Below are 23,273 nucleotides of genomic sequence, written 5' to 3' on the forward strand. Positions count from 1 at the left end.
GTGGGCCGGTTTCAGGTGGCGGGCGGGCCAGGGCCCCGCCCAGACGGGAAACCGCCCCGTTGGGGCCGGTTTCGCCCCAGTTTGGGGCGTTTGATTTTAGTACGAGGATAAAGGGAGGTGGTCGCAAGCGCCCGCCTCCCGGCCACAAAGCCCCGCAGTGCGGGGCTTTCCCGGGTTTCAGCCCAGGTGGTCGGAATGGGAGGTTCCGGCCGTTTGGGGTGGTCGGGTTCAGATAAACACTTACTGCGCCAGCGAATTCCGCTGTGTCGCAGGCAAAAAAGCAGAGGTGAAGAAAATGGAGGAGCACGACAACAAAAAGCGCACCGCCGTCTGGCTGACACCCGGCGTGATCCGCCGGATGGACGGCTGGCTGGAGGAGGACAACTGCAAAACACGCAGTGAATTTATTGAAAAGGCCCTGCGGTTCTACATGGGTTACCTGGCCACGGAGGACACCTCAGAGTACCTCTCCCGTGCTTTGGTGGACACCCTGCGGGGAACCCTAGCGGACAACGAGAACCGGTTGCGTACTTTGCTGTTCAAGCTATGCGTGGAGGTCAATATGATGGGCCACACCGTGGCCGCCCACTTCCGGGCGGACCCGGTGAACCGCCGGGAGCTGCGGGCCTACGCAGTGGATGAGGTACTGCGCACCAACGGGAAGATCAGCTTTGACGACGCTCTAGACCTCCAGCGCCAGATCTTTCCTGATGGCAAATGAGCCGCGTCCGGTTCATGTCCCCCTACCTGAAGGGCGGAAGGGACACAGCCAAGCTGTCCAACCGGGCCAGCTACATCGCCACCCGCCCCGGTGTGGAGGTGCTCAGGGGTGAACAACAAGACCAGCCTGCTACGAAAAAGCAGCAGGCTTATATTCAGCGCCTCCTCTGTGACTTCCCCGGTGCGGAGGAGCTGCTGGAATACGAGGACTACCAAGCAAGTCCCACCATGCAACACGCCAATGCCTTCATCCGTCAGGTGCAGGAGGACTTCGCGGAGCCCATGAGCCGGATGGAGAACTACCTGGACTACGTGTCCCACCGCCCCGGCGTGCAGATGGACGGCGAGCACGGCCTGTGGTGCGCCGATGGTAAGGTGCGCAACCTCTCCCAGGCTGTCCGGGAGGTGGCGAAGTACACCGGCAGCGTGTGGACGCCGGTAGTGGCCATCCGCCGGGAGGACGCAGAGCGGCTGGGCTACAACGACGCGGACAGCTGGCGGGAGCTGGTGTGTGCCTGCGCACCGGAGATCGCCAGGGGGTACAAAATCCCGCTGGAGCATCTCCGGTGGTATGCTGCCTTTCACCGCAAGGAGGGCAGCGTCCACATCCACATGGTGGTGTTCTCCTCCGATCCCAAGGAGGGCTACCTCACCAGGCAGGGTATCCAGCAGGTGAAGTCCGCCTTCGGCCGGCGGATCTTCCAACAGGATCTGCTCCACATCTACGAACAGAAAACCGAGTACCGGAATACCCTGAGCCGGGATGCGGAGCGCACCATGGCAGAGCTGATTGCGCAGATGGAACAGGGTCAGCTCCAAAACGAAAATTTGGAGCGGCTGATTCTGGAACTATCCCGTCGCTTGCAGAACACCAAGGGCAAAAAGGTGTACGGCTACCTGCCGCCCGTAGCCAAGGCAATGGTGGACGCAATCGTGGATGAGCTGGCAAAGGACGAGCGTGTGGCGGCCGCCTATGACCTGTGGAACCAGATGCGGGAGGAGCTCTGCCGCACCTACTCTGAGCAGGTGCCGGAGTGCCTGCCCCTCTCCCGGCAGAAGGAGTTCAAGTCCGTGCGCAACATGGTCATCCGGGAGGTGTTCAAGCTTGGGCAGAATGAAATCCGTAGCTCGGGCGCGGAGGAACCTGCTTCTATACCGCAGGATACTCCTCCCGCGTCGTCCGGCACACAGCCGGAGACGCATAGCTCTCAGCCAAAAGCTATACCTCATCAGCAAGCACAGAGACAGCGGGCGGCATCTCATGCGGATACTGCCCGCTGTGTCCTCCAACTCTTCCACAACATGGGCCGCATCTTCCAGGAACAGTCCGCCGCGGACACCATCCAAGCCGGCCTGCACATTGACAAGAAGCGCCGCCGGATGCTCCGGGAGAAGCGCATGGCCCTGGGTCACAAGGCGGATGACCACGAGGGCTCCCCTCAGCAGCATCAGCGGTGAAGCAAGGGGCTGCCGTTCACTTGGCAGCCCCTTGCGGTTCGTATCACGGTTTCGGTTCCAGAAAACTGATGACCATATCTACCGCCTCGGCGGAGATGTCCTCCGGAGCACGCTCCACAAAGGAGGCATGGCGGCTGTTCAGATCCAGCATCCGGGCCTGGTCACACAGGATGACCCCGTCCGTCCTGGTGCGCTCATCCAGCCAGAGGTGGAATGGGTGGCCCCGGTCTGTGTGAGTGATGGGGCACACCATGGTCAGGTTGCTGACCCGGTTAAACAGGTTGTTGCTGACCACAAGGGCAGGACGGCGGCCTTTCTGTTCATGGCCGGACTGGGGATCAAAGTCCAGATAGACGATGTCACCCTGTTCAAAAATCGTCACCATGCCTCAGAGCCCTCCGCCTTCCCCCAGTCCAGCTCTTCGGCCTCAATTCGGCCGATCTGGTCAATGTGCTTTCCGTAGAACGCGGTGAGACGCTCTTCCAGGGTACGGTGCGGGGTGGCAGAGGCACGCCGGATGTTGATGCCATCATCCATCTGCACCAGCTCCACCCGGTCGTGCTCCTTCAGGCCAACCGCATCCAGGAGCGCCTTGGGGATCCGCAGCCCCTGGCTGTTGCCCCACTTTTGGATTGTCGCGTACATGGACAGCACCTCCTCTACTGAGAGTATATACGAAGTATAAACCAAAGTCAACCGTTTGATCCGAGGTGAAATCCACATGGGAACCTATATCCACTTTACCGACGAGCAGAAGGAGCGGGCGAACTCTGTTGATCTGGAGGAATTCCTGCGGCGGCAAGGCGAGAAGCTGCTCCGCTCCGGGCGGGAGTCCCGGCTGGCCAGGGTGCACCATATCACCGTCCGGGGCAGCGAATGGTACGACCATATTGCCCGGCGGGGCGGCCACGCGGTCAGCTTCGTTCAGCACTACTACGGGACAACCTATCAGGAGGCCATGGAGCTCCTGCTGGGAAAGAAGTTGGGTGCGGCATATCCCGCCGCGCAGCCAAAGCAGGAGGAGCCGACCAATCCCTTCGCCCTTCCTCCTCCCCACACCGATATGCGCCGGGTGTACGCCTACCTGATGAAGCAGCGCCACATCAGCCGGGAGGTGATCACCCACTTCGCCCGGGCCGGACTGATATATGAGGACGCCCAATACCACAACTGCGTCTTTGTGGGCATGGATGAGCAGGGCGTCCCCCGCCACGCCCATAAGCGGAGCACCAACAGCCAGGGCAAATCCTTCAAGGTCAACGTGGAGGGCAGCAGGCCCCAGTACAGCTTCCACCACGTGGGACAGGACGGCCTGCTCTATGTGTTCGAGGCGCCCGTGGACATGCTGTCCTTTCTGACGCTGTACCCGGACGGCTGGCAGGGGCACAGCTATGTGGCCCTGTGCGGCACCGGCGGCCAGGTCATGCACTGGATGCTGGAGCAGAACACCCGCCTCCATGATGTGGTGCTCTGCCTGGACCACGACGAGCCCGGGCAGACGGCGGCCAGGCGTCTCCAAGAAGAATTGCAGGGAGCAGGATACCACAGCGGCATCCTGCTCCCTGTGCATAAAGACTGGAACGACGACCTGGTGCAAGGGCAGACTGTGACCGGCCCTGAAATGACCATGGGGCAGAGTATGTAGACCGCAGAGGCGTACCGCCCGCCAGGGGGAGGGTACGCCGTACCGCTGGACCGGGGGCCGGTTCATTTTGGCCCGCCCAGAAGGTCACACTGGAAGTAGATTTAAACACAGAGAGCAGACAACAAAGGGATGATTGCAGTGAACAACGACACCTGGATGCTGATCCTCCTGCTGGCGGTGGTATTCGGCGCCCTGGTCGCCACCACCACCTTTTCCGGCCGGGGCAGCCTGGACAGCATCAAGAGTAAAACCGTGGGCGACGGGCAGCACGGCACCGCCCGCTGGGCCACACCGGGGGAAATCAAGAAGACCTTCCGCTCCGTCCCCTTCCAGACCGCGCTGTGGCGGAGGGGGGAATGCCTCCCAGGCGCACAGGGGCTGGTGTTGGGCTGTAGCGGAAAGAAGGGGCAGCTCACGGCCCTGGTGGATTCGGATGACATCCACTGCCTCATGATCGGCGCCTCCGGCGTGGGCAAGACCGCCTTCTTCCTATACCCCAATTTGGAATACGCCTGTGCCAGCGGAATGAGCTTCTTTGCCAGTGACACCAAGGGAGATCTGGCCCGGAACTATGGGGCCATCGCCCGGGACTGCTATGGCTACCAGGTGGCGGTGGTGGATCTTCGGAACCCCACCCGCTCAGATGGCTATAACCTGCTCACCCTGATCAACCACTACATGGACGTATGCCGGAAGGAGCCCACCAACCTGGCCGCCCGGGCCAAGGCGGAGAAGTACGCCAAAATCCTGTCCAAGACCGTCATCAACCCGGATGGGGAGAACTTTGCACAAAATCAATATTTTTACGACGCGGCGGAGGGCGTGCTCACCGCCGTGATCCTGCTGCTGGCAGAGTACTTGCCGCCCAAAAGGATCCACGGGGAACTGCGGGAACGGCGGCATATCGTGTCCGTATTCAAGCTGGTGCAGGAGCTCCTGGCCCCCAGCATCCTGCCCGGCAAGAATGAGTTCCAGCTTCTCATGGACCGGCTTCCAGAGACGCATAAGGCAAAGTGGTTCTCCGGCTCTGCCCTCACCGCCGCTGAGCAGTCCATGGCCTCCGTCATGTCCACCGTCCTCTCCCGGCTGAACACCTTCCTGGACTCGGAGCTGGAGCAGGTGCTGTGCTTCGACAGCACCATAGACGCCGAGAGCTTTGCCGCAAAGAAATCCGCCATCTTCCTGATACTTCCGGAGGAAGATCAGACCAAAAACTTCATGGCTGGGCTGATGATCCAGACCCTGAGTCGGGAGCTGTTCTCTGTGGCGGATGAACACGACGGGAAGCTGCCCAGCCGGGTGGTGTTTTTCTGTGACGAGCTGGGCACCATGCCCGCCTTCGACATTCTGCCCCTGTTCTCCGCCGGCCGCTCCCGGCGGCTGACTCTGGTGCCCATCATCCAATCCCTGGCCCAGTTGGAGAAGAACTACGGCAAGGAGGGGGCGGAGATCCTGACGGATAACTGCCAGGACACCATCTTCGGCGGCTTCGCCCCCAACAGCCAGACCGCCGAAGTGCTGTCCAAGGCTCTGGGTAGCCGCACCGTGTTGAGCGGCTCCATCTCCAGGGGAAAGAACGACCCCAGCCAGAGCCTCCAGATGATAGAGCGCCCCCTCATGACCCCGGACGAGCTCAAGTCCATCTCAAAAGGGCACTTCATCGTCATGAAAACCGGAACCCATCCCATGCAGGCCCGTCTGCGGCTGTTCCTGGAATGGGGAATTACCTTTGGAGAACCATACCAGATACCCCAGCAGGCCGCCCGGAAGGTCTACTACGCCAGCAAGACGGAGTTGACCGATGCCATATACCGGGCATTCCCCGTACCAGCCCGCCAGAACAACTACCGCACACCCAAAAAGGGGGAAACCACGCCATGAGCTATTTTAGTGAGATCTACGGCGACCCGGAGTTGAGCGCCAAGGCCAAACTGGTGCTACTTTACCTCCACGACCGGGCAAATAAGGACGGCGAGAGTTGGTACGCCATCGCCACCATGGCCAAAGACCTGAGCATCTCCCGCTCGACAATAAAACGGGCCCTGGCGGAGCTGATCCGCCGGGGCCGGGTGAAGAAGCATGTGCGGTTTCGCAAGAATGGGGGGCGCACCTCTAATTGTTATTGGATAAGGTAGGGTCAGGTAGAATAAGTTTCGCAAAAATAAAAAGACATGGTTTGCAGATGTCTGGTAGAATGAAGTCGCGACACACCATTCTGAAAGGAGCGAGCAAACCATGCCTGAAAAGATTGTACAGCTGAATGAGGAAGTAATCAAGGGGCAGCTCAAGGAACTTGTGCGTGGCAGCGTAGAGGAGACACTCAACGAGCTGCTGGAGGCCGGGGCAGAGAAGCTGACTCAGGCTGCCCGGTACGAGCGTAATGAGCAGCGCCAGGGGTACCGGAGCGGCCACTACAACCGGAATCTCACCACTACATCCGGAGACGTTACCCTGAAGGTGCCCAAGCTCAAGGGGATCTCCTTTGAGACCGCCATCATTGAGAGACATCGCTGCCGGGAGAGCAGTGTGGAGGAGGCCCTCATCCAGATGTACCTGACCGGAGTATCCGTCCGGCGCATAGAGGATATTACTGAGGCCCTATGGGGCAGCAAGGTGTCTCCGGTAACCAAAGGTGAGCTAAACAAGAAAGCATATGTCCACATTGAGGATTGGTGTAACTGCCCCTTGCAAGGCGGCCTTTACCCGTATGTCTACGTGGACAGGATCTACCTGCGCCGCAACTGGAGCGGAGAGTTTGAGAATGTGGCTATTCAGGTGGCAATTGTGGTTAATGAGGATGGGTACCGGGAAATTTTAGGTGCAACCGAGGGCATGAAAGAGGACAAGCCCAACTGGGCAGCTTCTTCCAGTGGTTCCGCAGCTGCGGTCTGGATGGAGTAAAACTTATTATAGGGGACAGGTGCCTGGGTATGTTGGAAGCCGTGGGAGAAGTGTTCCCTGGAGCCAAGTACCAGCGGTGTACGATCCACCTTTACCGCAATGTGTTCTCGGTGACGCCTCACTCCAAAGTGAAGCTGGTGGCGCAGTTTCCCGGACGGTAACTCTGCCCTCATGTTGGTCTGTGTCCGGCTGCGCCATGTGGTCGGCACCCAATGAGGCAACAAGAAGTACATGAATATGAAGCGCCTGGAGGCTGCCTTGGAGGACACCTCCGCCGTTGCCGGTTGACCACCGATTCACATAACTCTAACTCGTTTTCGACCATTCCGTGATTCACCTTAAACCCTATTACCAGTCCAAATAACAACTTAGAACCAATAATCATAAAGATGTCTTACTATATTTATAAGTCTAACTATCATTTAGCTTCGATTCACCTATATGGCTATACAGGTGTCCCATATATGGTAATCACCTCATCAAGCGAAAGGGTCCCATCCAAAAAAGCCTGGTAAGTATCACAAACCCCTTTCACATTAGTGTCAAAGACGATCTGCTGACCTTTATGCAACCATAAAATCTTATTGCAAAGACTCCGGATCTGTTCGATAGAATGAGATACCAATATTGTAGTAGCTCCACCATTAATAATAGACTTCATTTTTTCCGCACTTTTGGTTTGAAATGCTCCATCTCCGACAGATAGCACTTCGTCCAAAATCAACACATCCGGATCAATGGCTGATGCAATGGAAAAAGCCAAGCGTGCTTGCATTCCTGAGGATAGCTGATTAAACGGACGACCTTCAAAATCCTTCAATTCAGCAAACTCAATGACTTTTTCATACTCCGCATCTAACAGTTGTTTTGTATATCCCAAAAGAGCCCCTCGTAAATATGCATTCTCCTTCACAGTCAGGTTTCCATCAAATCCTGAGCCAAGTTCCAGCAATGCAGCAACATTCCCTTGTACAAACACAGTTCCCTCGGATGGGGCCATAATTCCAGAAACCGCCTTTAACAATGTGGACTTTCCAGAGCCATTGGTCCCAATAATGCCGAGCATATCCCCCTCTTCAAGTTCAAACGTCACATGGTTTACTGCCATAAAATTGACAACTTTATACTGCCTTTTAATATGCTTAATGACCCATTCTTTTAATCCAATGTCTTTAAAATCTCCTGTCTTGTATTGAATAGACACATTCTCCACTTTTAATATTACACTCATAGGTATTCCTCATACATAGTACAGAAATTCGTGATTCTTTTTCTTGTAAATTACAAACCCAAGTATAATCGCCACTGCAGCATATCCGGCCATTAGCAAGTGAAACCATATAGAAGGTACCGCATTTTCCAATAAAATTTTTCTGACATATCGAATAAACAAATACATAGGGTTAAGCAAAAAAAGATTTCTGGAAATTTGTGAAAAGGAATCAATCGAATAAAAGATCGCAGAAAGCCACATTATGAGCTGGCACGCAATGCCCCACAGATATTGCATATCCCTGAAAAAAACAAAACAGGCAGACAAAATGAGAGAAAGTCCTAAATTAAATATAACTAACATCACAACAGGGTATATCAGCATAATCCAATTCCATGTGATGGGTATTCCATCACAAAGGGTAAACACAAAAAGGATACATGTATTAATCAGAAAGTTAATGAGAGAGGATACACTTTTGGAAAAAATGAACATATATTTGGGTACATTTACTTTTGTAAAAATTGATGAGTTATCCAACAGTGCGGTCATTCCCAAATTCGTGGATTCTGAAAAATACGAAAATACTATCTGTCCAATAAACAAATAAACCGCATAGTGGTTGATATTACTGCCGAGCAATTGACCAAATACCAACCACATAATAATCAAATTAAAAAAAGGAGAAAGCATGCTCCATAGCATGCCTAGTACGGTTCGCTTGTATTTAAGCACAAAGTCTCGGTTTACAAGCTGAGAAAACAAAAATTTATACTTCGTTATTTTTTCAAGGCTTTTCTGTTCTGTAATTAATAATATGGCAGCAAACATCATCACAGTAATAATAGTAAAAATAAGAGTATAGTGTGGAAATGCTTCGCGGGATATCATGGTGCTGATAGAAGAAGTATTCGGTATCGAAATAGCCGTTTGCATACTCTTCCCATAAGTGTCAACATCTTGTGACCATGTTTCGGTTTCAATCCTTACCATTCCGCTCCAAGGATAGGAATTAAATAGGATCTGCCGGTTTTCATCTACAGGAATACGGAAAGTAATACTTTGAGTAATGCTCTCATCTTGCCTCTCATCTCCAGGAAACCACCCAAAGTGAAGTGCGTGCGTATTAGAATCTCCTTCGTATGAGACCCACTTTCCATCTACGACCTCAGTGAATGGTGTATATATTCCGTTTACCGACAAACCCGTTGTCAAAACATGATCACCAGATGACTGCTCATTGTGTGTTCCTAGTGCAGTAAGGGTTAAAAGTTCTGTGTGTGGAACAATGGTGCTGGCCACTGCGGCAGAAAAAAATGCGCCCCAAATAAGCGCAATCGAAAACCACAGCAAAATGCGCTTAACTCTCTTGTGTAATACTAAAACAGCCAATGCAATGCTTATTACCGGAAATATTATATATAAAAGAAATTCATTTCTCAATGTATCTGATCGTCCTTTCAGAATTTGGATAACCTTAAGACTTCTTGAACTCTATCTTTAAGTTCAGCCAACCTACTTTCTGCCTGATTCTTGTTTTGACCATATGCCGAATAATAAAACTTTACTTTTGGTTCTGTGCCAGAGGGTCTTACCGCAACCCAGGACCGGTCTGGAAAATACAATTTAATAACATTGGAACTCGGTAGCCCATCAATTCCATTTTTATAGTCTATCACACATGATGCACGAGGAAAGCATTTATACGGGTTTTGGCGTAGACCATTCATAATCTCCAGGATTTTTTCTTCTCCCACCTCGCCTTTTAATGTAAATGTTTCCAGATCATCCAGATAATATCCATAATCAAAATAAATACGCTCAATCCAGTCTATTAAAGTAATTCCTATATTTTTAGCGTACGCAGCCATCTCACAAATCAGCATGGACGAAACAACTGCATCTTTATCACGCGCATGAGTTCCAATCAAATAGCCGAAGCTCTCTTCATAGCCCATAAAAAAGCTGTATGCCCCGGTTTCTAGAAAGTGATTAATCTGCTCCCCAATATATTTAAACCCAGTTAACGTATTGATTACCACAAGGCCATTTTTTTTTGCAATCTCCGCACCTAAATCATTCGTAACAATTGTCTTTACAATAGCATGGTTTCGCTCTGTCGGTTTATGCACTTGCAAAAGAAAATCGATCAATAACGCTCCAATTTGATTTCCCGATATTAGCTGATATTTACCACGGTGCCATACGGCAACCCCCACTCGGTCACAGTCAGGGTCCGTCCCTAAAACAATATCATCATTCCTGACAGCAGCCTGCTGAATTGCCATCTCAAGGGCCCCACGCTCTTCCGGGTTTGGAGATTTAACTGTTGGAAAATTACCATCCTCGGTGGCTTGTAACTCTACAACATGTACATTTTTAAATCCATCTCGGTTTAATATTTTTGTTACGGGCAAAAATCCTGTGCCATGGAGTGGCGTGTAGGAGATCTTCAAATCAGCTTTTGCTTCGCTGTTTACAAATACTGATTGTTTTTTTACTTCTTCCAAAAAACCCTCTAACACCTCATCATCCAAATAAGTTATTAATTCAGTAATGGTGTCCTTCGGACTTAAAACAATATCTTTGTAAAGATTTACGTGTTGAATCTCAGCATAGATTTCGTCTGCCGCTTTTTGTGTTATTTGACACCCGGTTTCATCGTATACTTTGTAGCCATTATACTCTTTGGGGTTATGGCTGGCAGTAATAACAATACCTGCCCTGCATTTTAGTCTCCGCACTGCATACGACAATACTGGTGTTGGGGTTATTTTTTCAAAAAGGTAACTTTTGATCCCCTTCTTGCTTAAAATTTGTGCTGTATTCTCAGCAAAAAACCGAGAATTATTACGCGAATCATAAGCAATCACAACACTCGCTTCACTGTAAGCATCAGCATGCTTTAGCAAATAATTTGCGAGTCCCATTGTTGCTTTTCGCACAGTATAAACATTTATACGATTTGTACCCGCTCCCATGGTTCCCCTTAGGCCACCTGTGCCAAAAGTTAGATCTGAACGAAAGCGGTCATAAATTTCATCCCAGGATACCAGAGAACGAACTTCCTCTTTGGTTTCCCTGTCAAACCCATCCCAACTACACCATTTCTCATATCGCTCTTTCGCAGTTTTAATGTAGCTTAAATGTTCTTCCATTTCGAAACCCCTTGTAATACCATGGATTTAGCGGCCAAGCACATCTAGAACTTTTTTCACTATTTTGTCAGACTGCGGTACCTCGTTATAATAGTTAGGGTTGGTTGTTTTTGCCACATCTTCCAGACCAATCCTAGCAATATTTGACCCAGGATTTTTTGTCATCAATTCATATGCAATGTGTTCGGCTGCACCGCAAATTTCACGGCCTGGCTCCACTACAACTCCGTATGGGATCTTCTCTATAATATGCGTATATTGAATTGCATGAAATGGCTTTAACCACATTATATGAATAACATTTGCTCGAATGCCCCTCTTAGCAAGAAGTTCTTTGGCCTTTATTGCATGAAGACGGCATACAGAAATAGCGAAAATATTGATATCCGCTTCCTCATCACAATCATCTTCGAACTCTTCTGTGACTCCATATGTGTCGCGGTATTCACTTACATACATTGGAATATCATCAGACATAAATGTCTGCCATGCTTCTCGATATTCACCCGGCGTAATTGGTGCACATACTCGAAAGCCTGGAAAATGCATAAACATACTGTGCAATACATTAGAATGAGTTGCATCAAAATGGTCATTCGCTAGAGCTCTGATAAATACAGGGGCAGAGATTTGATTTACCTGTTTATATACAGCGGCAAATGCAATAAATGGGCTACCATTCATCAGCATAAAATCCTGAAAACGCACAACAAAAATAGGTCTCCGTCCCACTATGGCACAGCCAACGGCAAAGTCTGCACCAGCAGTTTCTGTCATGGGAAGATCAATAACATTAGGATGATTCGGAATTGTTCCTGCAACACCACCAGGATCAGAAACACACTCGCCAAGCAAGATGCCGTTATTCTTTGTAAGGTGCTGCTCTGTAATCTGCATAATCGTTTCTTTCAAAGATAGGGTTTCCATGCTTCCTCCATTTTTTTCGTTGCTTGCGCATCTATAATTGTTAGTTCGTCCTCAAATCCTCGTTTGATCAATTCCTCACGAATCATTGCAAAGCGATCCCAAGGAGCTGCTCCGTCTACCCCAACGCCTGCATGCCAATAGTTTCGGCAGACATGGCAGTTGATTAAAGCAGGAAGATTGTTGTCAAACTGTTTGATATAGTGCATCAAGGTAAACGGATCATCACTAAGTTCCAGCGCCTGTAGCCCAAATCCTTTTGCAACCTCTACCAAATTCCAGCTTCTTCTTTTACTCTTGGGAGAAAGCACAGATAGATTATTGTCTGTACAAATAAACAAAACCGGTAATTTATGTGTAGCTGCAAATCCATATGCCGTTAGTGCATAATCTTCCTCTGCTGCACCATCTCCAAAGAAGCACAGTGTTTTTTCTCCATTGCCAAGCGCGGCGCCAACCCCTACAGAAATATTTTCACCAATAAATCCAGTATGAGCATATAGCCTACGTCCATTTCCGAAGTATTGAAACGCACCACCAATTTTACCACCGCAACAGCCACTGTCAAGACACATAATTTCATCTCTAAGTTTATCAACTGGGCCGCCTAGGGAGAGATATAGGTCCATGGCACGGTGCTGGGCAAAAATTTGATACATCCACGCTGTTTCTCCAATTGCCGCACCTACACCTTCTTGTCCCGACGACATGTGTATTTTAATGCTAAATTTCCCACTGGAGGAGGCTTTCACAATAAACTGCTCGAAAATTCTTGCTTCAGCCATTTTTTGATAAACTGAAAGTTGTGTCTCTTTGCTAAACTCATCTATTGCATTAGGAATTATATTAAAATTCCTGTAATCTATTTCATTCATTCCAAATTTCCTCTTTTAATATTTTGGTACTCACTGCATAATTGTCGCAGGCCATCTTTTATGGAAATCTTAGGTGTCCAACCAAGTACCCGTAGTTTTTCCACAGAAGAAATCCTATTTGCCATATTTTCTTTTCGATCAGAATTAAAACGAATTGTACCATCATAATGGACCAATTCCTGAATATTTTCTACTATACTTTTCCAACAGCAGGTTTCGAAGCTACCTACATTAATGGTACATAGTTCGTCAGGATGATAGCGCTCCATTATACAAATAATAGCACTCGCACAATCGTCTACGTGCAAAAACTGTTTTTGTGAAATTCCTTCTCCAAAAATATCTAGAAACAGGTCATGCTTTCCTTCACTTTTGGCATCACATATATCCATAACGAGTCGTTCTAACAGGTAAAGATTCTTTCTCCCTGCAAATCCACCATAAATATGAGAAGGCAGGCAGTAAATAAATTCTATACCATACTGTTTGTTATAATATTGGCACAATTTCATTGCAACAAACTTTCCAATAACTGCTGCGTGCATTGGCGGCCTATATCCAGGAAGATTAAACTTCTCCAGACAAGTCTCTTCCATCGGCTCTTCTTGGCCCAGATTCCAGGGATAAAGCATTGCACTACCCAACAGAATCATCTTCTTTACGCCATATACACGTGCAGCCTCAATTATATTGCACTGCATCAAGACATTCATATACAGCTCATCCGCGTCGCCTACCTGTCCGCTTTCAAAGTCAGTAATAGACTTTACGGCGCAGAAAAATACATACTCAGGCCTATGTTTTTCAAAATATGCATTTACTTCCGCCTGGCTCAAAAGCTCCAGATCCGAATGCGTTGTCACGGTTACATTGAGGTATCCGTGTTCAAGCAGCTGCTCATAAATTTTGTTGCCGATCAATCCTTTTCCAATAACTAATACATTGGACTGCTTTTCCATAATACATACCTTCATTTGTTTTTAATAAACGATGCCAAATGCAGGAACCCCTCCGTAACTTCATCAGCCTGCACGTCAGAAAATAAATGAAGTTTATAATCACTATCTAACAATATAGCCGTAATTTGTGCATTTACCTGTTTCTTATCCTTACGGATAGCAGCTATTAAAATTTCCGGGTTTAATATAGCATCGCTCATATCTTCGTCAAGAATAGGTGCAATGATTGTTTCGACTTTCTTGGCAAATGTTTCGGACATCAAGCCACGTTTAACAGAAATCGCATTGGCTACAATGACACCCATAGCGACTGCTGTCCCATGCGGAATTTCATAATGGCTTGAAACTTCAATTGCGTGTCCAAAAGTGTGTGCAAAATTTAACTTAATTCGCTCATTTCTGTCAAATTCATCTGCTTCAATAAATGTTTTTTTAAACATCAGCGAGGATTGGATAAATTTTTTAATCTCAGCCATGTCGCAGTTAATTAAACTGTCCAAGCTTCTCTGAACACTGCACATGGTATCTTCGCCAGCAATGATATTGAATTTTACTACTTCACCTAAACCACTCAATAAGTCTTTACGAGAAAGCGTCTTAAAAAAGTCTGCATAAATAATAATTTCATCCGGCGGAAAAAAGGTTCCTAGTAAGTTTTTATAATTCTTATAATTTAGAGATGATTTCCCTCCAATACAGCTATCACAGGCTGCCAAAAGAGTAGTCGGAACAAACGTCCAATGTATGCCGCGGTATAAAATATTTGCCAAAAATCCAGTTATATCCTGAATAATTCCTCCGCCAAAAGAGAACAGACGCGTGTTGCGCTTACTATTCAATTCAATAATCTTTTCACAAATGGTAAGCGCAGTTTCAATGGTTTTATTTTCTTCTTTCGCCTCCAATAAAAACAGTCTTGCAGGCGGAATCTCTGAAAATGCAGATGTATATAAGTCATAAACCGTTTGATCGATCACAAAAAAAGATGTTTCTGCCGCAGCATATTTAGATATAAAATTAAGCGTATCCTCAGTCTGAACCCCATATGTTTTGGTAGCAGATTTAATTGTCAGCAAGGTGTTCATTGTGCGCAGAAGCCTCCATCAATACTAATTTTCTGCCCAGTTATATACGTGTTTTCGTATGAACCCAAAAAGTAGATAAATCTAGCGATCTCTTCTGGTTGGGCCATTCGCTTTAATGGTATCTGCTGAGAGATTTCATCAATCTGCTTAGGGGTATTATTTTGGCGGGTAAGTTCGGTTAAAGTAAATCCCGGACATACAGTATTAACCAATATTCCGTACTCTCCCAATTCCAGCGCCAGCGAATTTGTGATCCCATGCATTCCATTTTTCGCGGCAGAGTACATAGCACGTCCTTTTTTTGAAACTACCGCCCAAATTGAACCAATATTAACAATCCTACCTATCTGGCTCATTTTTAAATTGGGTATCAAACCCCGCAGCAAAAGAATAGGAGCAATAAGATCAATCTGAAGCATTCGCTCCATCTCGTCATCACTTACATCTTCCAAGCAATTTATGTCATTAATTCCTGCATTATTTATAATGGTATCAATTGGGGTATTCTCTACCCTTGTAAGATAGGCTTTGACTGATTGCTTATCTGATAAATCCAATTCAGCACGAGTAGGTGCAATTACCTGATATCCTTTATTTTTGAAATATTCAGCCGTAGCTTTTCCAATCCCACGGCTTCCCCCCGTTATAAAAGCCACCATATTACTTACCCTGTTCTGCTTTCAATCTATCATTGAGCATTTTAAGCCGCTCACGATCTTCATTCGCCATGCGTTCATAGAACTCACACTTGTTTTTTAAATAAAGAGTTTCAAATTCAACTGCCAGTAAAATGCCTTTGCGAAGTTGAGTAGCATTATCACACGCTTTAAAGACAACCTTACGAGTTTCAAATTTGTCAATATACGGATACATATCAATCAAGAATGGAATTGCCTCAAAGGAAATACCTCCACCCATTCCCACTTTGATGCCACGGTTTCTTGCATGAAGCGCCAGGTCCTTAGTAAGCGTGAACAGTTCTTCAGAATTAATATACTTCCTTGACAGTCCCAGAGAGCCAGACAAATCCACCCGGCCAATGGCAATCGTATTTAGGAAGCCCTCTCCGGCGTCCAAAATCGGCTCTATATTTTCATGGCACGTCTTTGTTTCCGTATTAATAATCCACTCGATATCAGAAACTTCATCCTCATATACTTTCTTAGCAGCTGAAACAAATTTACTCATTGCAAAAGGAGTCTCAATCATGGGCGCCATAATGCCAGCTGCACCTAAAATACGGCATTGGTCCATGTCACGGACTGCTTCGCATCCGCCAATCTTAATAAAAATATCCATATCAGCACGGAATACAATCTCGTTTAGTTTAACGAGTTCGTCAGTTCGAGAGCCCTCTGCCTCAAACTCTGCTTTTACTGCAAGAACACCGTACTCATTTTTTAATTCTTTCAGAATATCAAGCATTCTTTTTTCGGTTTTATTCATTTTATATACCCCTTTCCAATTGTTGCAAATATTCTCGATATACCAGTTCGAGTCCGTGTTTCAGATCAATCCTACTGCTCCAACCAAGTTGATTAATGTTTGTAGAATCCACCATGCGGCGCATCATGCCATCAGGTTTTGTTGCATCACAAACAATATCTCCCTCAAATCCCACAATTTCTTTAATTAATGAAGCTAATTCCAGGATACTAACTTCGCTGCCAACTCCAATATTGATTGGCTGAACACCTGAATAATGTTCCATAAGAAACAAGCATGCATCCGCTAAATCATCTGTATGAATAAATTCCCGGAGTGCTGCGCCGGATCCCCACAAATCAATCTGCTTAAGGCCCTTCTCCTTAGCCTGATGGTACTTCATAATCAAAGCTGGAATCACATGAGATTTTTCTAAGTCAAAGTGATCTCCTTTTCCATAGGCATTTGCAGGAATCGCACTAATAAAGTCAAGCCCATATTGTGTTTTCATATAGCTACAAAGTCGGCTTCCACAGATTTTTGCAAGTGCGTAACCTTCATTTGTAAGCTCAGGTCTTCCTGCTAAGAGGAACTCTTCTTTCATAGGCTGCTCACACTCTTTAGGATACATACAAGCGCTACCCAAGTAGAGCACCTTCTTTACAGCGCAGTTTTTAGCCGCCCACAGCAAATTATTGGCAATCTGCATGTTGACAAAGAAAAAATCTGCCGGAGCTTCTGAATTGGCCTTTATTCCGCCTACTAAACCTGCGGCTATAAACACATACTCTGGCCGCTCTCGCTGAAAAAATTCATTAACTGCTAACTGGTTAGTCAAGTCCAGTTCACCATGAGATTTTAACAGCAGATTGGTGTAGCCTCCCTCTAAAAGTCGCCGAACAATGGCTGAACCAACCAACCCAGTATGGCCAGCAACATATATCTTATTCTCCTTGTTCATATTCCTTCAACACCTTGCAAAGGTAGTCAATCTCTTTTTTCATATTTACCGAATGATTTCCTACAAAAAATCCATTATCGTGGACATAATCTGCATTTACGAGTTCGCCGGAAATCGTTGCATCCATATATTTAAACACGGGTTGCCTAGCAAAATTTCCTGCTACAATAGGTCGCACTTCAATTTCAGATTCATGCAACATACTAATAATTTTATCTCTATCACCAGCATATTGTGGCCTCAGAATAATTGCAAAACCAAACCAAGAAGCATCCCCAATAGCCTGCTGTGTATAGAACTTACTAAACTCACTCATACGCAACTTAAAATATTCCGCATTTGCTCTGCGCTGCTCAACAAATCGATCTAACTTTTTTATTTGTTCAACGGCCAAAGCCCCCTCCATTTCTAACGGCCGAAGGTTAAAACCGGGAACAACAAAGCAAAAACTTTCATAAAATTCATTTTCATTTTTTTGGTGAAGCTTGCTCTGAGCCGGGAGATTGCGCGTCCAGCCATGCGCGCGAATAGACAGCATATAGTGATACAATTCTTCGTCATCTGTAACAACAAATCCGCCTTCCATGGTGCAAAGGTGGTGTGAATAAAAGGTTGAAAAAGTGCCAAACACGCCAAATGTTCCTGCAAATTTTCCTTGATAAGATGCACCCATAGATTCGCAATTGTCTTCCATCAAAACAAGTCCATGTTTCTTGCACAATACAACCAATTTCTCAAAATCATTTGGGTTTCCAAGTAGATTGACCGCAAATACACCTTTTGTTTTTTCTGTAATTGCTTCCTCAAGTTTTATCAAATCCATATTTAAGGTATGCGCATCCACATCAACAAGGCGAGTTTTTAAGCCAAGTTGCTCCAAGGGAAAATAAGTTGTGCTCCACGAAATAGCAGGCGCTAAAATTTCATCTCCTTTTTGGAGCCTTCCTGAATAAACCATGGCGGCAATAGCCAAAAGGTTGGCTGCAGACCCTGAGCTACACATCACCGCATAATTGGAGCCCACTTTTGCAGCAAAGTCCTGTTCGGCCTGTGTAACAAATGCACCCATAGAAAATCTATTTGACTCTATGACTTTGGAAATGGCCGTCAGTTCTTCCTGCCCCCATGTATCATTAGATAAACTGTACTTCATGTTGCTTCTCCCTTCGTCTCATAGCTCAAATATTAGTCAACAGTTCTTTAGCATTTATTTCTTCAATTTATATAGAAGCCAGTTCTTGATAGATTTTAGAATTGTTTTCATTCCAACATGCCCCTGTCGACACTCTTCCAGAAAGAGTTGAGCTGTTGCGGCAGAGCCTGACGCAAGTGTTTGATGCCCATTTCTGTGTTGCAAAAAACGGATCAAGGTGTATTGCTTATAGTCTATCGTTACAAATGTCATATAATCGCAGCCAACCAAAATCTCAAAGCTAGCCGCATTTTCCCCATAACCCAGATGGAAGTCTTCATTGCATTCACTGATATAGCGAAAAGTATCCTGCATCTGAACAAAAGCCTCTTCTTTTGAGGCTGGATCTTGCATTTTAGTCCAAATATTATTGTAAATAAATGCAATATAGTTTCGATAAGCTGTAGCCCATAATTCTACCGTTTCTTCCGGCACAGGTTCGGCAAAAGCTTCTTTGATCACCCTCAGGGAATTTTGGCAGCTATCAATATGCAAATCCCGTTCTCTATGTCGAACCCTATCCAAATCGTCGTATTCGTATTGATATAAAAAATGGTTTACACAGCAAATAGTGGGGTGTCTGCGGTATGCCTGAAAACAAAACAAAGCGTCTTCCGCAGTCTTCATTCCAGTGGCCAGTGACAAGCCGTTTTCCAAAATAAAAGAACGCTTAAACCACTTATTCCACAATGACAAATTATTGCTCTCTAGGCACCGGGCCAAGCCCTCACTTGCATAATAACGGACCTCATCGCGTACCGTAGATGAATGAAAAATATAGTTTGCTACAATAATGTCGCAGGGATTCTCTTGCACACGTTTCATCATATGCTGATATGCATCATCAACTACCACATCATCAGCATCCACATAATGGATATACACTCCCTGCGCAGCCTGTGTGCCTACATTTCTGGCGTTAGAAACACCGCCGTTTTGAGTCAAATAAATCGGTTTAATTGGCGCACCATTTTGGATATAAGGGTCCAGTACCGCAGCTAAATTATCGCTGCTGGCGTCATCTACAACAACGATTTCATAGTTGCTAACTTTTTGTTTTAAAATAGAGTCCAAACATTTTTCGATTTGATGGCTCATGTTATATGCAGGTATGATTACGCTGAGAAATACACAATCCTCTCTATTTTTTTCAGAAAAAGCACCCATATCAGACTCACCCTACCACATATCTTTCTATTTTTTTTTGTGTTTTAGATAAAAGTGATACACCTTTTTAGGAACAACACCCCATTTGGAGTCACCAAATTTTTTAATCCCCATAGCAATGTTCCATATATTAGAATTTTGGTATATTTTTAATGCTTCGCCTCTAGAGCAATATTCATTAAAAATAAACTCAAACTGCTGCGGGCAAGAGACCGGCACAAACCCAGCAGGATTTTTAGACAGTGGATGTGGTCCTTTTTCAATAATATGGCAAAGCCATTTCTCAAATCGATCTACTTCATCAAAGGCAAAATCTTCATTCATTGGTGGCTCCCGAAGCATTTGGAGATACTGTTCCTTATCGTTATCTAATTCAATTACACGTTTGATAACTGCGTCAAAGTCATTATCATAGTCATTGCAATTGATAAATGCCTTAGGATTATAGTATTTTGTGACCTCTGGATTCCCCCAGTAGATCGGGATAGAATGTGATAAAAACGGATCTACAAGTTTTTCTGTGGTATAGCCCGGCATAAAAGCATTTTCAAAGGCAATCGTAAATTTATAATTTTTTAAAAAGTCAAGTTTTCCAACAATCCACGCTTCTGTAGGGGGAACAGTCTCTTTGCCATCTTTGCCTTTTACCCATCGAGGCGCAATGGAATCGCTTGGCATATTATTTAAGACCCTTCCCGGGCAATCCACATGCTTATATTCGGTCATAAGTTTCTGGCAGAATTCCTTACGAACCTTCCATCCGCTATGGGGAAGATCATTCGAATATACAAAATTGCAGAACTTTCGATCAAACATATCATCGGTTACTGCACTAGTATCCTGCATATCTCTAGATAACCCACGCTCAAAAGGGCTGGCAAGAATTGTAGAGATCTGCATATAGCGATCTGCGAATTGAATTGGAGCATGTCCCATGGCATAGTCACAGTCATTGAAATTAGGGACCAGTGGCTCGCCACCCAGGAAAATACGAACACACTGTTTGTCTTTATAGTTTTGGTAGTCATATCCAAACGCGGCATAAAATAAAAAATCCGGCTCATCAGTAAAATTCAAGTTATAATGCTTTTTCAGTAGCCTAACGATATAATTATTTTCTATGTCCAGCTCAGATGGCAAATCTGTAAATTTAACATTAATTGTTTTCACACGGATCCCTCTCTTTTAAGGTACATCTGCGGTATTTTATTAACCTAGATCGGGAGAATAATAACCAAATAGATGGTTCCCACTACTATGACTAATAAAAGGCTTAAAAATACCGCTTGATACTTATACTCCTTTGCCCATGCAAGCATGTGATGCAGATGACACACAGCATAAAATTCTCTATAGCCTAAGGAAAATAGATAGGCAAAAAATACGGAAATTAGAAAAGCTATAATGGCAATTAGCAGCCACTCCTGGATCTGGCTGTCACGTCTCAAATAGTTACAAATTCGGCTCAAAACTAATGAATGCATCAAATAAAACTCAAAAGATATCATTGAAAAAGCATCAATAAGCCGAAAGGGGTTCCGCATTATTGCAGCAAGTGTGGGTGATGAATAGTGAGTCATCCCATTTTGCTGGAAGGCATAAATATATAGCAATGTCAAGATGCAGACAGTGCCCGGCGCTGAATACTGATAAAAGGAGTAAAAACTCCCCCAAAATCCATCTGTCTGACCTGCGACACCATATGCATAAAACATATAGCTAAACAATAGCATGATTCCACAGAGGCCTATACTTGCCACTACTTTTATCCATATGCCTACCGTTCTCTTCTCTCTGCTCTTATCCTCTAGCAAAAATGCAAAGAATACACCTGCTGCAAAAATGCTGATATTTGCATAGGGCGGAGTGTAGACATAATGAAACCAATCTAACTCTGCAAACTTTACATACTGACGCCATACCTCGCCTACAAATAGGCATAATAGGATTGCAAATAAATAGCATAGCGTTTTGAGTGCTGGCCTTTCTTCAAGTCTCTTTGCCTTTTTAATCATATTGGCAAAAAAGCTTACAAGAGGAGCTGAAATATAGAGCCACATCAAGGTAAACACAAACCAAGTAGCCCCTATACCATCAACCGCTGGATTGTTCCAGGTTGAACCATAAATGCATAGAAAAAAATTTTTAATAACAAAAGGATAGGTTGGCAAAAAATCTGGGTAGACAAGTATACAAGTAATAAAAATAAACAACATAGTGGGCAACCAAATCCGAAGTATTTTTTTATAATAATACTTTCCAATATGGGATGGTGTGAATGTATATCTCTTACTTGCAAAACTTTTACCTGCCAAAAACCCGGAAAGAGTATAAAAAACCCACATTGCCGCCCAGGCCGGAGTGTTAAAATAAAAGACCGATTTTCCCAGCCAAACCAAGCCGTTTGAAAATATGTTTGTGTGCGCAATAAACACAAGCATGGTTGCATACACCCGCAATAAATTTAACGGGTCGACTCGATTTGTATAATTTGGGTGTGCTAAATAACCCGTCATTCTGCTAAAGCCTCTTTTTGCACAAGTTTTAAGTCATGCTCTGTCATGATCCGCACCAAATCGTAATAACTTGTCTTTACCGGGTTCCAACCTAATTCTTTACGCGCCTTAGTCGGGTCACCAAGGAGATTTACAACATCTGTCGGGCGGTAAAAGTCCGCGCTTACCTCCACAATAACTTTTCCCGTCGCCTTATCAATTCCTTTTTCTTCTACACCGCTCCCTTTCCACTCCAATTCAATCCCAGCAAATCCAAATGCAAGTGTTGTAAATTCACGCACAGAATGCTGCTCTCCTGTCGCTATCACAAAGTCTTCAGGCTTTTCATTCTGTAGCATAAGCCACATACATTCTACATAATCTTTAGCATATCCCCAATCGCGAAGAGAGTCCAGATTACCCAAATACAATTTTTCCTGCAATCCCATCGAAATTCTAGCCGCAGCCAACGTGATCTTTCGCGTTACAAAAGTCTCTCCACGACGCTCAGACTCATGATTAAATAGTATCCCGTTACAAGCAAACATGTTATAGGCCTCACGGTACTCTTTCACAATCCAGTAACCATACAGTTTTGCAACAGCATAGGGCGAAAAAGGATGAAATGGTGTGCTTTCATTCTGCGGCACGGCCTCTACTTTACCATATAGCTCAGAAGTAGAAGCCTGGTAAATACGGCAACTCTGTTCCATGCCAAGCATCCTGACTGCCTCTAAAACACGCAAAGTTCCAATCGCATCAGCATTTGCAGTATATTCTGGGACATCAAAGGATACTGCTACATGGCTTTGGGCGGCTAAATTGTAAATTTCATTCGGCCTCACCTTTTGTAAAAGTTTGATTATACTTAAAGAGTCTGTCATATCCCCATAATGGACATAAAAATGGGGGTGTCCAAGCAGATGGTCAATCCTCTCTTTTTTCTCTGTAGAACTACGGCGGATTAAGCCGTGTACGTCATATCCCTTCTCCAGCAAAAACTCAGAAAGATAACTGCCATCCTGACCAGTCACACCTGTAATCAACGCAATCTTATCCATATGCCCTTCCTCAATTTCCTTTAAAATAAGTGGG

Annotated in this window: 22 protein-coding genes and 1 pseudogene; 6 read left to right on the forward strand and 17 right to left on the reverse strand. The window is 45.8% G+C overall.

The window, feature by feature from the left end; genetic code table 11:
• Positions 1-295: 295 nt before the first annotated feature.
• Both ACESY8_RS08765 and mobP3 read left to right on the forward strand, forming a co-directional pair.
• Positions 296-721 carry a hypothetical protein gene (locus ACESY8_RS08765; protein ID WP_196011249.1) on the forward strand — a complete coding sequence of 142 codons (426 nt, stop codon included), beginning with the start codon at positions 296-298 and terminating at the stop codon, positions 719-721.
• Positions 722-735: 14 nt separating this feature from the next.
• Positions 736-2,178: a MobP3 family relaxase gene (gene mobP3, locus ACESY8_RS08770; RefSeq protein ID WP_243283834.1), complete on the forward strand. Its 1,443-nt coding sequence runs from the start codon at positions 736-738 to the stop codon at positions 2,176-2,178.
• 43 nt (positions 2,179-2,221) lie between these two features.
• Here mobP3 and ACESY8_RS08775 read toward each other — a convergent pair whose 3' ends face one another.
• A complete protein-coding gene (locus ACESY8_RS08775) occupies positions 2,222-2,563 on the reverse strand; it encodes a type II toxin-antitoxin system PemK/MazF family toxin (protein WP_196011253.1) in 342 nt (113 codons plus the stop codon).
• Positions 2,557-2,823: an AbrB/MazE/SpoVT family DNA-binding domain-containing protein gene (locus ACESY8_RS08780; RefSeq protein WP_196011255.1), complete on the reverse strand. Its 267-nt coding sequence runs from the start codon at positions 2,821-2,823 to the stop codon at positions 2,557-2,559. The genes ACESY8_RS08775 and ACESY8_RS08780 overlap by 7 nt, the downstream gene beginning before the upstream one ends.
• Positions 2,824-2,899: 76 nt before the next feature.
• Between ACESY8_RS08780 and ACESY8_RS08785 the strand changes: the two genes are divergently transcribed.
• From ACESY8_RS08785 to ACESY8_RS08800, 4 genes and pseudogenes are all read left to right on the forward strand, one after another.
• Entirely contained in the window at positions 2,900-3,823 is a 924-nt protein-coding gene (locus ACESY8_RS08785) for a DUF3991 and toprim domain-containing protein (protein WP_196011257.1), read from the forward strand.
• Positions 3,824-3,952: 129 nt separating this feature from the next.
• Positions 3,953-5,704: a type IV secretory system conjugative DNA transfer family protein gene (locus ACESY8_RS08790; RefSeq protein WP_498794707.1), complete on the forward strand. Its 1,752-nt coding sequence runs from the start codon at positions 3,953-3,955 to the stop codon at positions 5,702-5,704.
• Positions 5,701-5,958 (forward strand): helix-turn-helix domain-containing protein, encoded by a 258-nt coding sequence (locus ACESY8_RS08795; RefSeq protein ID WP_195307382.1) that lies wholly within the window; start codon positions 5,701-5,703, stop codon positions 5,956-5,958. Before ACESY8_RS08790 ends, ACESY8_RS08795 begins: the two co-directional genes overlap by 4 nt.
• Positions 5,959-6,058: 100 nt before the next feature.
• Positions 6,059-7,012, forward strand: a pseudogene (locus ACESY8_RS08800) (IS256 family transposase).
• A gap of 157 nt (positions 7,013-7,169) precedes the next feature.
• Here ACESY8_RS08800 and ACESY8_RS08805 read toward each other — a convergent pair.
• From ACESY8_RS08805 to gmd, 15 genes are read right to left on the reverse strand one after another with little or no spacing between them, the layout of a single operon-like run.
• Entirely contained in the window at positions 7,170-7,955 is a 786-nt protein-coding gene (locus tag ACESY8_RS08805; protein WP_196012114.1) for an ABC transporter ATP-binding protein, read from the reverse strand.
• A gap of 9 nt (positions 7,956-7,964) precedes the next feature.
• On the reverse strand, positions 7,965-9,380 hold the full coding sequence (locus tag ACESY8_RS08810; RefSeq protein WP_412242540.1) for an ABC transporter permease: 1,416 nt from the start codon (positions 9,378-9,380) through the stop codon (positions 7,965-7,967).
• A gap of 17 nt (positions 9,381-9,397) precedes the next feature.
• Positions 9,398-11,095, reverse strand: a complete 1,698-nt coding sequence (locus ACESY8_RS08815) for a phospho-sugar mutase (RefSeq protein WP_412242542.1) — start codon at positions 11,093-11,095, stop codon at positions 9,398-9,400.
• Positions 11,096-11,122: 27 nt separating this feature from the next.
• Positions 11,123-12,007, reverse strand: coding sequence for a transketolase C-terminal domain-containing protein (locus ACESY8_RS08820; protein ID WP_196012073.1), 885 nt, complete (start codon positions 12,005-12,007; stop codon positions 11,123-11,125).
• The gene (locus ACESY8_RS08825; protein WP_195306869.1) at positions 12,004-12,894 is read right to left on the reverse strand and encodes a thiamine pyrophosphate-dependent enzyme; all 891 of its coding nucleotides are present in this window, start codon (positions 12,892-12,894) and stop codon (positions 12,004-12,006) included. The genes ACESY8_RS08820 and ACESY8_RS08825 overlap by 4 nt, the downstream gene beginning before the upstream one ends.
• Positions 12,891-13,853 carry an NAD-dependent epimerase/dehydratase family protein gene (locus ACESY8_RS08830; RefSeq protein ID WP_195306868.1) on the reverse strand — a complete coding sequence of 321 codons (963 nt, stop codon included), beginning with the start codon at positions 13,851-13,853 and terminating at the stop codon, positions 12,891-12,893. The genes ACESY8_RS08825 and ACESY8_RS08830 overlap by 4 nt, the downstream gene beginning before the upstream one ends.
• Before the next feature lie 11 nt (positions 13,854-13,864).
• The gene (locus ACESY8_RS08835) at positions 13,865-14,938 is read right to left on the reverse strand and encodes an AroB-related putative sugar phosphate phospholyase (cyclizing) (RefSeq protein WP_498794708.1); all 1,074 of its coding nucleotides are present in this window, start codon (positions 14,936-14,938) and stop codon (positions 13,865-13,867) included.
• On the reverse strand, positions 14,935-15,597 hold the full coding sequence (locus ACESY8_RS08840; RefSeq protein ID WP_196012038.1) for an SDR family NAD(P)-dependent oxidoreductase: 663 nt from the start codon (positions 15,595-15,597) through the stop codon (positions 14,935-14,937). Before ACESY8_RS08840 ends, ACESY8_RS08835 begins: the two co-directional genes overlap by 4 nt.
• Before the next feature lies 1 nt (position 15,598).
• Positions 15,599-16,384: an aldolase/citrate lyase family protein gene (locus tag ACESY8_RS08845; RefSeq protein ID WP_195306866.1), complete on the reverse strand. Its 786-nt coding sequence runs from the start codon at positions 16,382-16,384 to the stop codon at positions 15,599-15,601.
• 1 nt (position 16,385) lies between these two features.
• Positions 16,386-17,324, reverse strand: a complete 939-nt coding sequence (locus ACESY8_RS08850) for a GDP-L-fucose synthase family protein (RefSeq protein ID WP_196012036.1) — start codon at positions 17,322-17,324, stop codon at positions 16,386-16,388.
• Complete coding sequence (locus tag ACESY8_RS08855; RefSeq protein WP_195306864.1) at positions 17,308-18,477, reverse strand: DegT/DnrJ/EryC1/StrS family aminotransferase; 1,170 nt, start codon at positions 18,475-18,477, stop codon at positions 17,308-17,310. The genes ACESY8_RS08850 and ACESY8_RS08855 overlap by 17 nt, the downstream gene beginning before the upstream one ends.
• A 54-nt stretch (positions 18,478-18,531) precedes the next feature.
• The gene (locus tag ACESY8_RS08860) at positions 18,532-19,683 is read right to left on the reverse strand and encodes a glycosyltransferase family 2 protein (protein ID WP_195306863.1); all 1,152 of its coding nucleotides are present in this window, start codon (positions 19,681-19,683) and stop codon (positions 18,532-18,534) included.
• Positions 19,684-19,710: 27 nt separating this feature from the next.
• On the reverse strand, positions 19,711-20,853 hold the full coding sequence (locus ACESY8_RS08865; protein ID WP_195306862.1) for a glycosyltransferase family 10 domain-containing protein: 1,143 nt from the start codon (positions 20,851-20,853) through the stop codon (positions 19,711-19,713).
• Between the two features lie 44 nt (positions 20,854-20,897).
• Entirely contained in the window at positions 20,898-22,199 is a 1,302-nt protein-coding gene (locus ACESY8_RS08870) for an acyltransferase family protein (RefSeq protein WP_412242498.1), read from the reverse strand.
• Positions 22,196-23,239: a GDP-mannose 4,6-dehydratase gene (gmd, locus tag ACESY8_RS08875; RefSeq protein WP_195306860.1), complete on the reverse strand. Its 1,044-nt coding sequence runs from the start codon at positions 23,237-23,239 to the stop codon at positions 22,196-22,198. The genes ACESY8_RS08870 and gmd overlap by 4 nt, the downstream gene beginning before the upstream one ends.
• Positions 23,240-23,273: the final 34 nt, after the last annotated feature.

It is taken from the genome of Clostridium sp. ATCC BAA-442, from assembly GCF_964239415.1.
Lineage (GTDB): Bacteria > Bacillota > Clostridia > Oscillospirales > Oscillospiraceae > Flavonifractor > Flavonifractor plautii.

What these genes read in the sequence shown, in the direction of transcription:
- ACESY8_RS08765 (WP_196011249.1), top strand. Translation starts at nt 296, where the DNA reads ATGGAGGAGCACGACAACAAAAAGCGCACCGCCGTCTGGCTGACACCC.
- mobP3 (WP_243283834.1), top strand. Translation starts at nt 736, where the DNA reads ATGTCCCCCTACCTGAAGGGCGGAAGGGACACAGCCAAGCTGTCCAAC.
- ACESY8_RS08775 (WP_196011253.1), bottom strand. Translation starts at nt 2,563, where the DNA reads ATGGTGACGATTTTTGAACAGGGTGACATCGTCTATCTGGACTTTGAT.
- ACESY8_RS08780 (WP_196011255.1), bottom strand. Translation starts at nt 2,823, where the DNA reads ATGTACGCGACAATCCAAAAGTGGGGCAACAGCCAGGGGCTGCGGATC.
- ACESY8_RS08785 (WP_196011257.1), top strand. Translation starts at nt 2,900, where the DNA reads ATGGGAACCTATATCCACTTTACCGACGAGCAGAAGGAGCGGGCGAAC.
- ACESY8_RS08790 (WP_498794707.1), top strand. Translation starts at nt 3,953, where the DNA reads ATGATTGCAGTGAACAACGACACCTGGATGCTGATCCTCCTGCTGGCG.
- ACESY8_RS08795 (WP_195307382.1), top strand. Translation starts at nt 5,701, where the DNA reads ATGAGCTATTTTAGTGAGATCTACGGCGACCCGGAGTTGAGCGCCAAG.
- ACESY8_RS08805 (WP_196012114.1), bottom strand. Translation starts at nt 7,955, where the DNA reads ATGAGTGTAATATTAAAAGTGGAGAATGTGTCTATTCAATACAAGACA.
- ACESY8_RS08815 (WP_412242542.1), bottom strand. Translation starts at nt 11,095, where the DNA reads ATGGAAGAACATTTAAGCTACATTAAAACTGCGAAAGAGCGATATGAG.
- ACESY8_RS08825 (WP_195306869.1), bottom strand. Translation starts at nt 12,894, where the DNA reads ATGAATGAAATAGATTACAGGAATTTTAATATAATTCCTAATGCAATA.
- ACESY8_RS08830 (WP_195306868.1), bottom strand. Translation starts at nt 13,853, where the DNA reads ATGGAAAAGCAGTCCAATGTATTAGTTATTGGAAAAGGATTGATCGGC.
- ACESY8_RS08835 (WP_498794708.1), bottom strand. Translation starts at nt 14,938, where the DNA reads ATGAACACCTTGCTGACAATTAAATCTGCTACCAAAACATATGGGGTT.
- ACESY8_RS08840 (WP_196012038.1), bottom strand. Translation starts at nt 15,597, where the DNA reads ATGGTGGCTTTTATAACGGGGGGAAGCCGTGGGATTGGAAAAGCTACG.
- ACESY8_RS08845 (WP_195306866.1), bottom strand. Translation starts at nt 16,384, where the DNA reads ATGAATAAAACCGAAAAAAGAATGCTTGATATTCTGAAAGAATTAAAA.
- ACESY8_RS08850 (WP_196012036.1), bottom strand. Translation starts at nt 17,324, where the DNA reads ATGAACAAGGAGAATAAGATATATGTTGCTGGCCATACTGGGTTGGTT.
- ACESY8_RS08855 (WP_195306864.1), bottom strand. Translation starts at nt 18,477, where the DNA reads ATGAAGTACAGTTTATCTAATGATACATGGGGGCAGGAAGAACTGACG.
- ACESY8_RS08860 (WP_195306863.1), bottom strand. Translation starts at nt 19,683, where the DNA reads ATGGGTGCTTTTTCTGAAAAAAATAGAGAGGATTGTGTATTTCTCAGC.
- ACESY8_RS08870 (WP_412242498.1), bottom strand. Translation starts at nt 22,199, where the DNA reads ATGACGGGTTATTTAGCACACCCAAATTATACAAATCGAGTCGACCCG.
- gmd (WP_195306860.1), bottom strand. Translation starts at nt 23,239, where the DNA reads ATGGATAAGATTGCGTTGATTACAGGTGTGACTGGTCAGGATGGCAGT.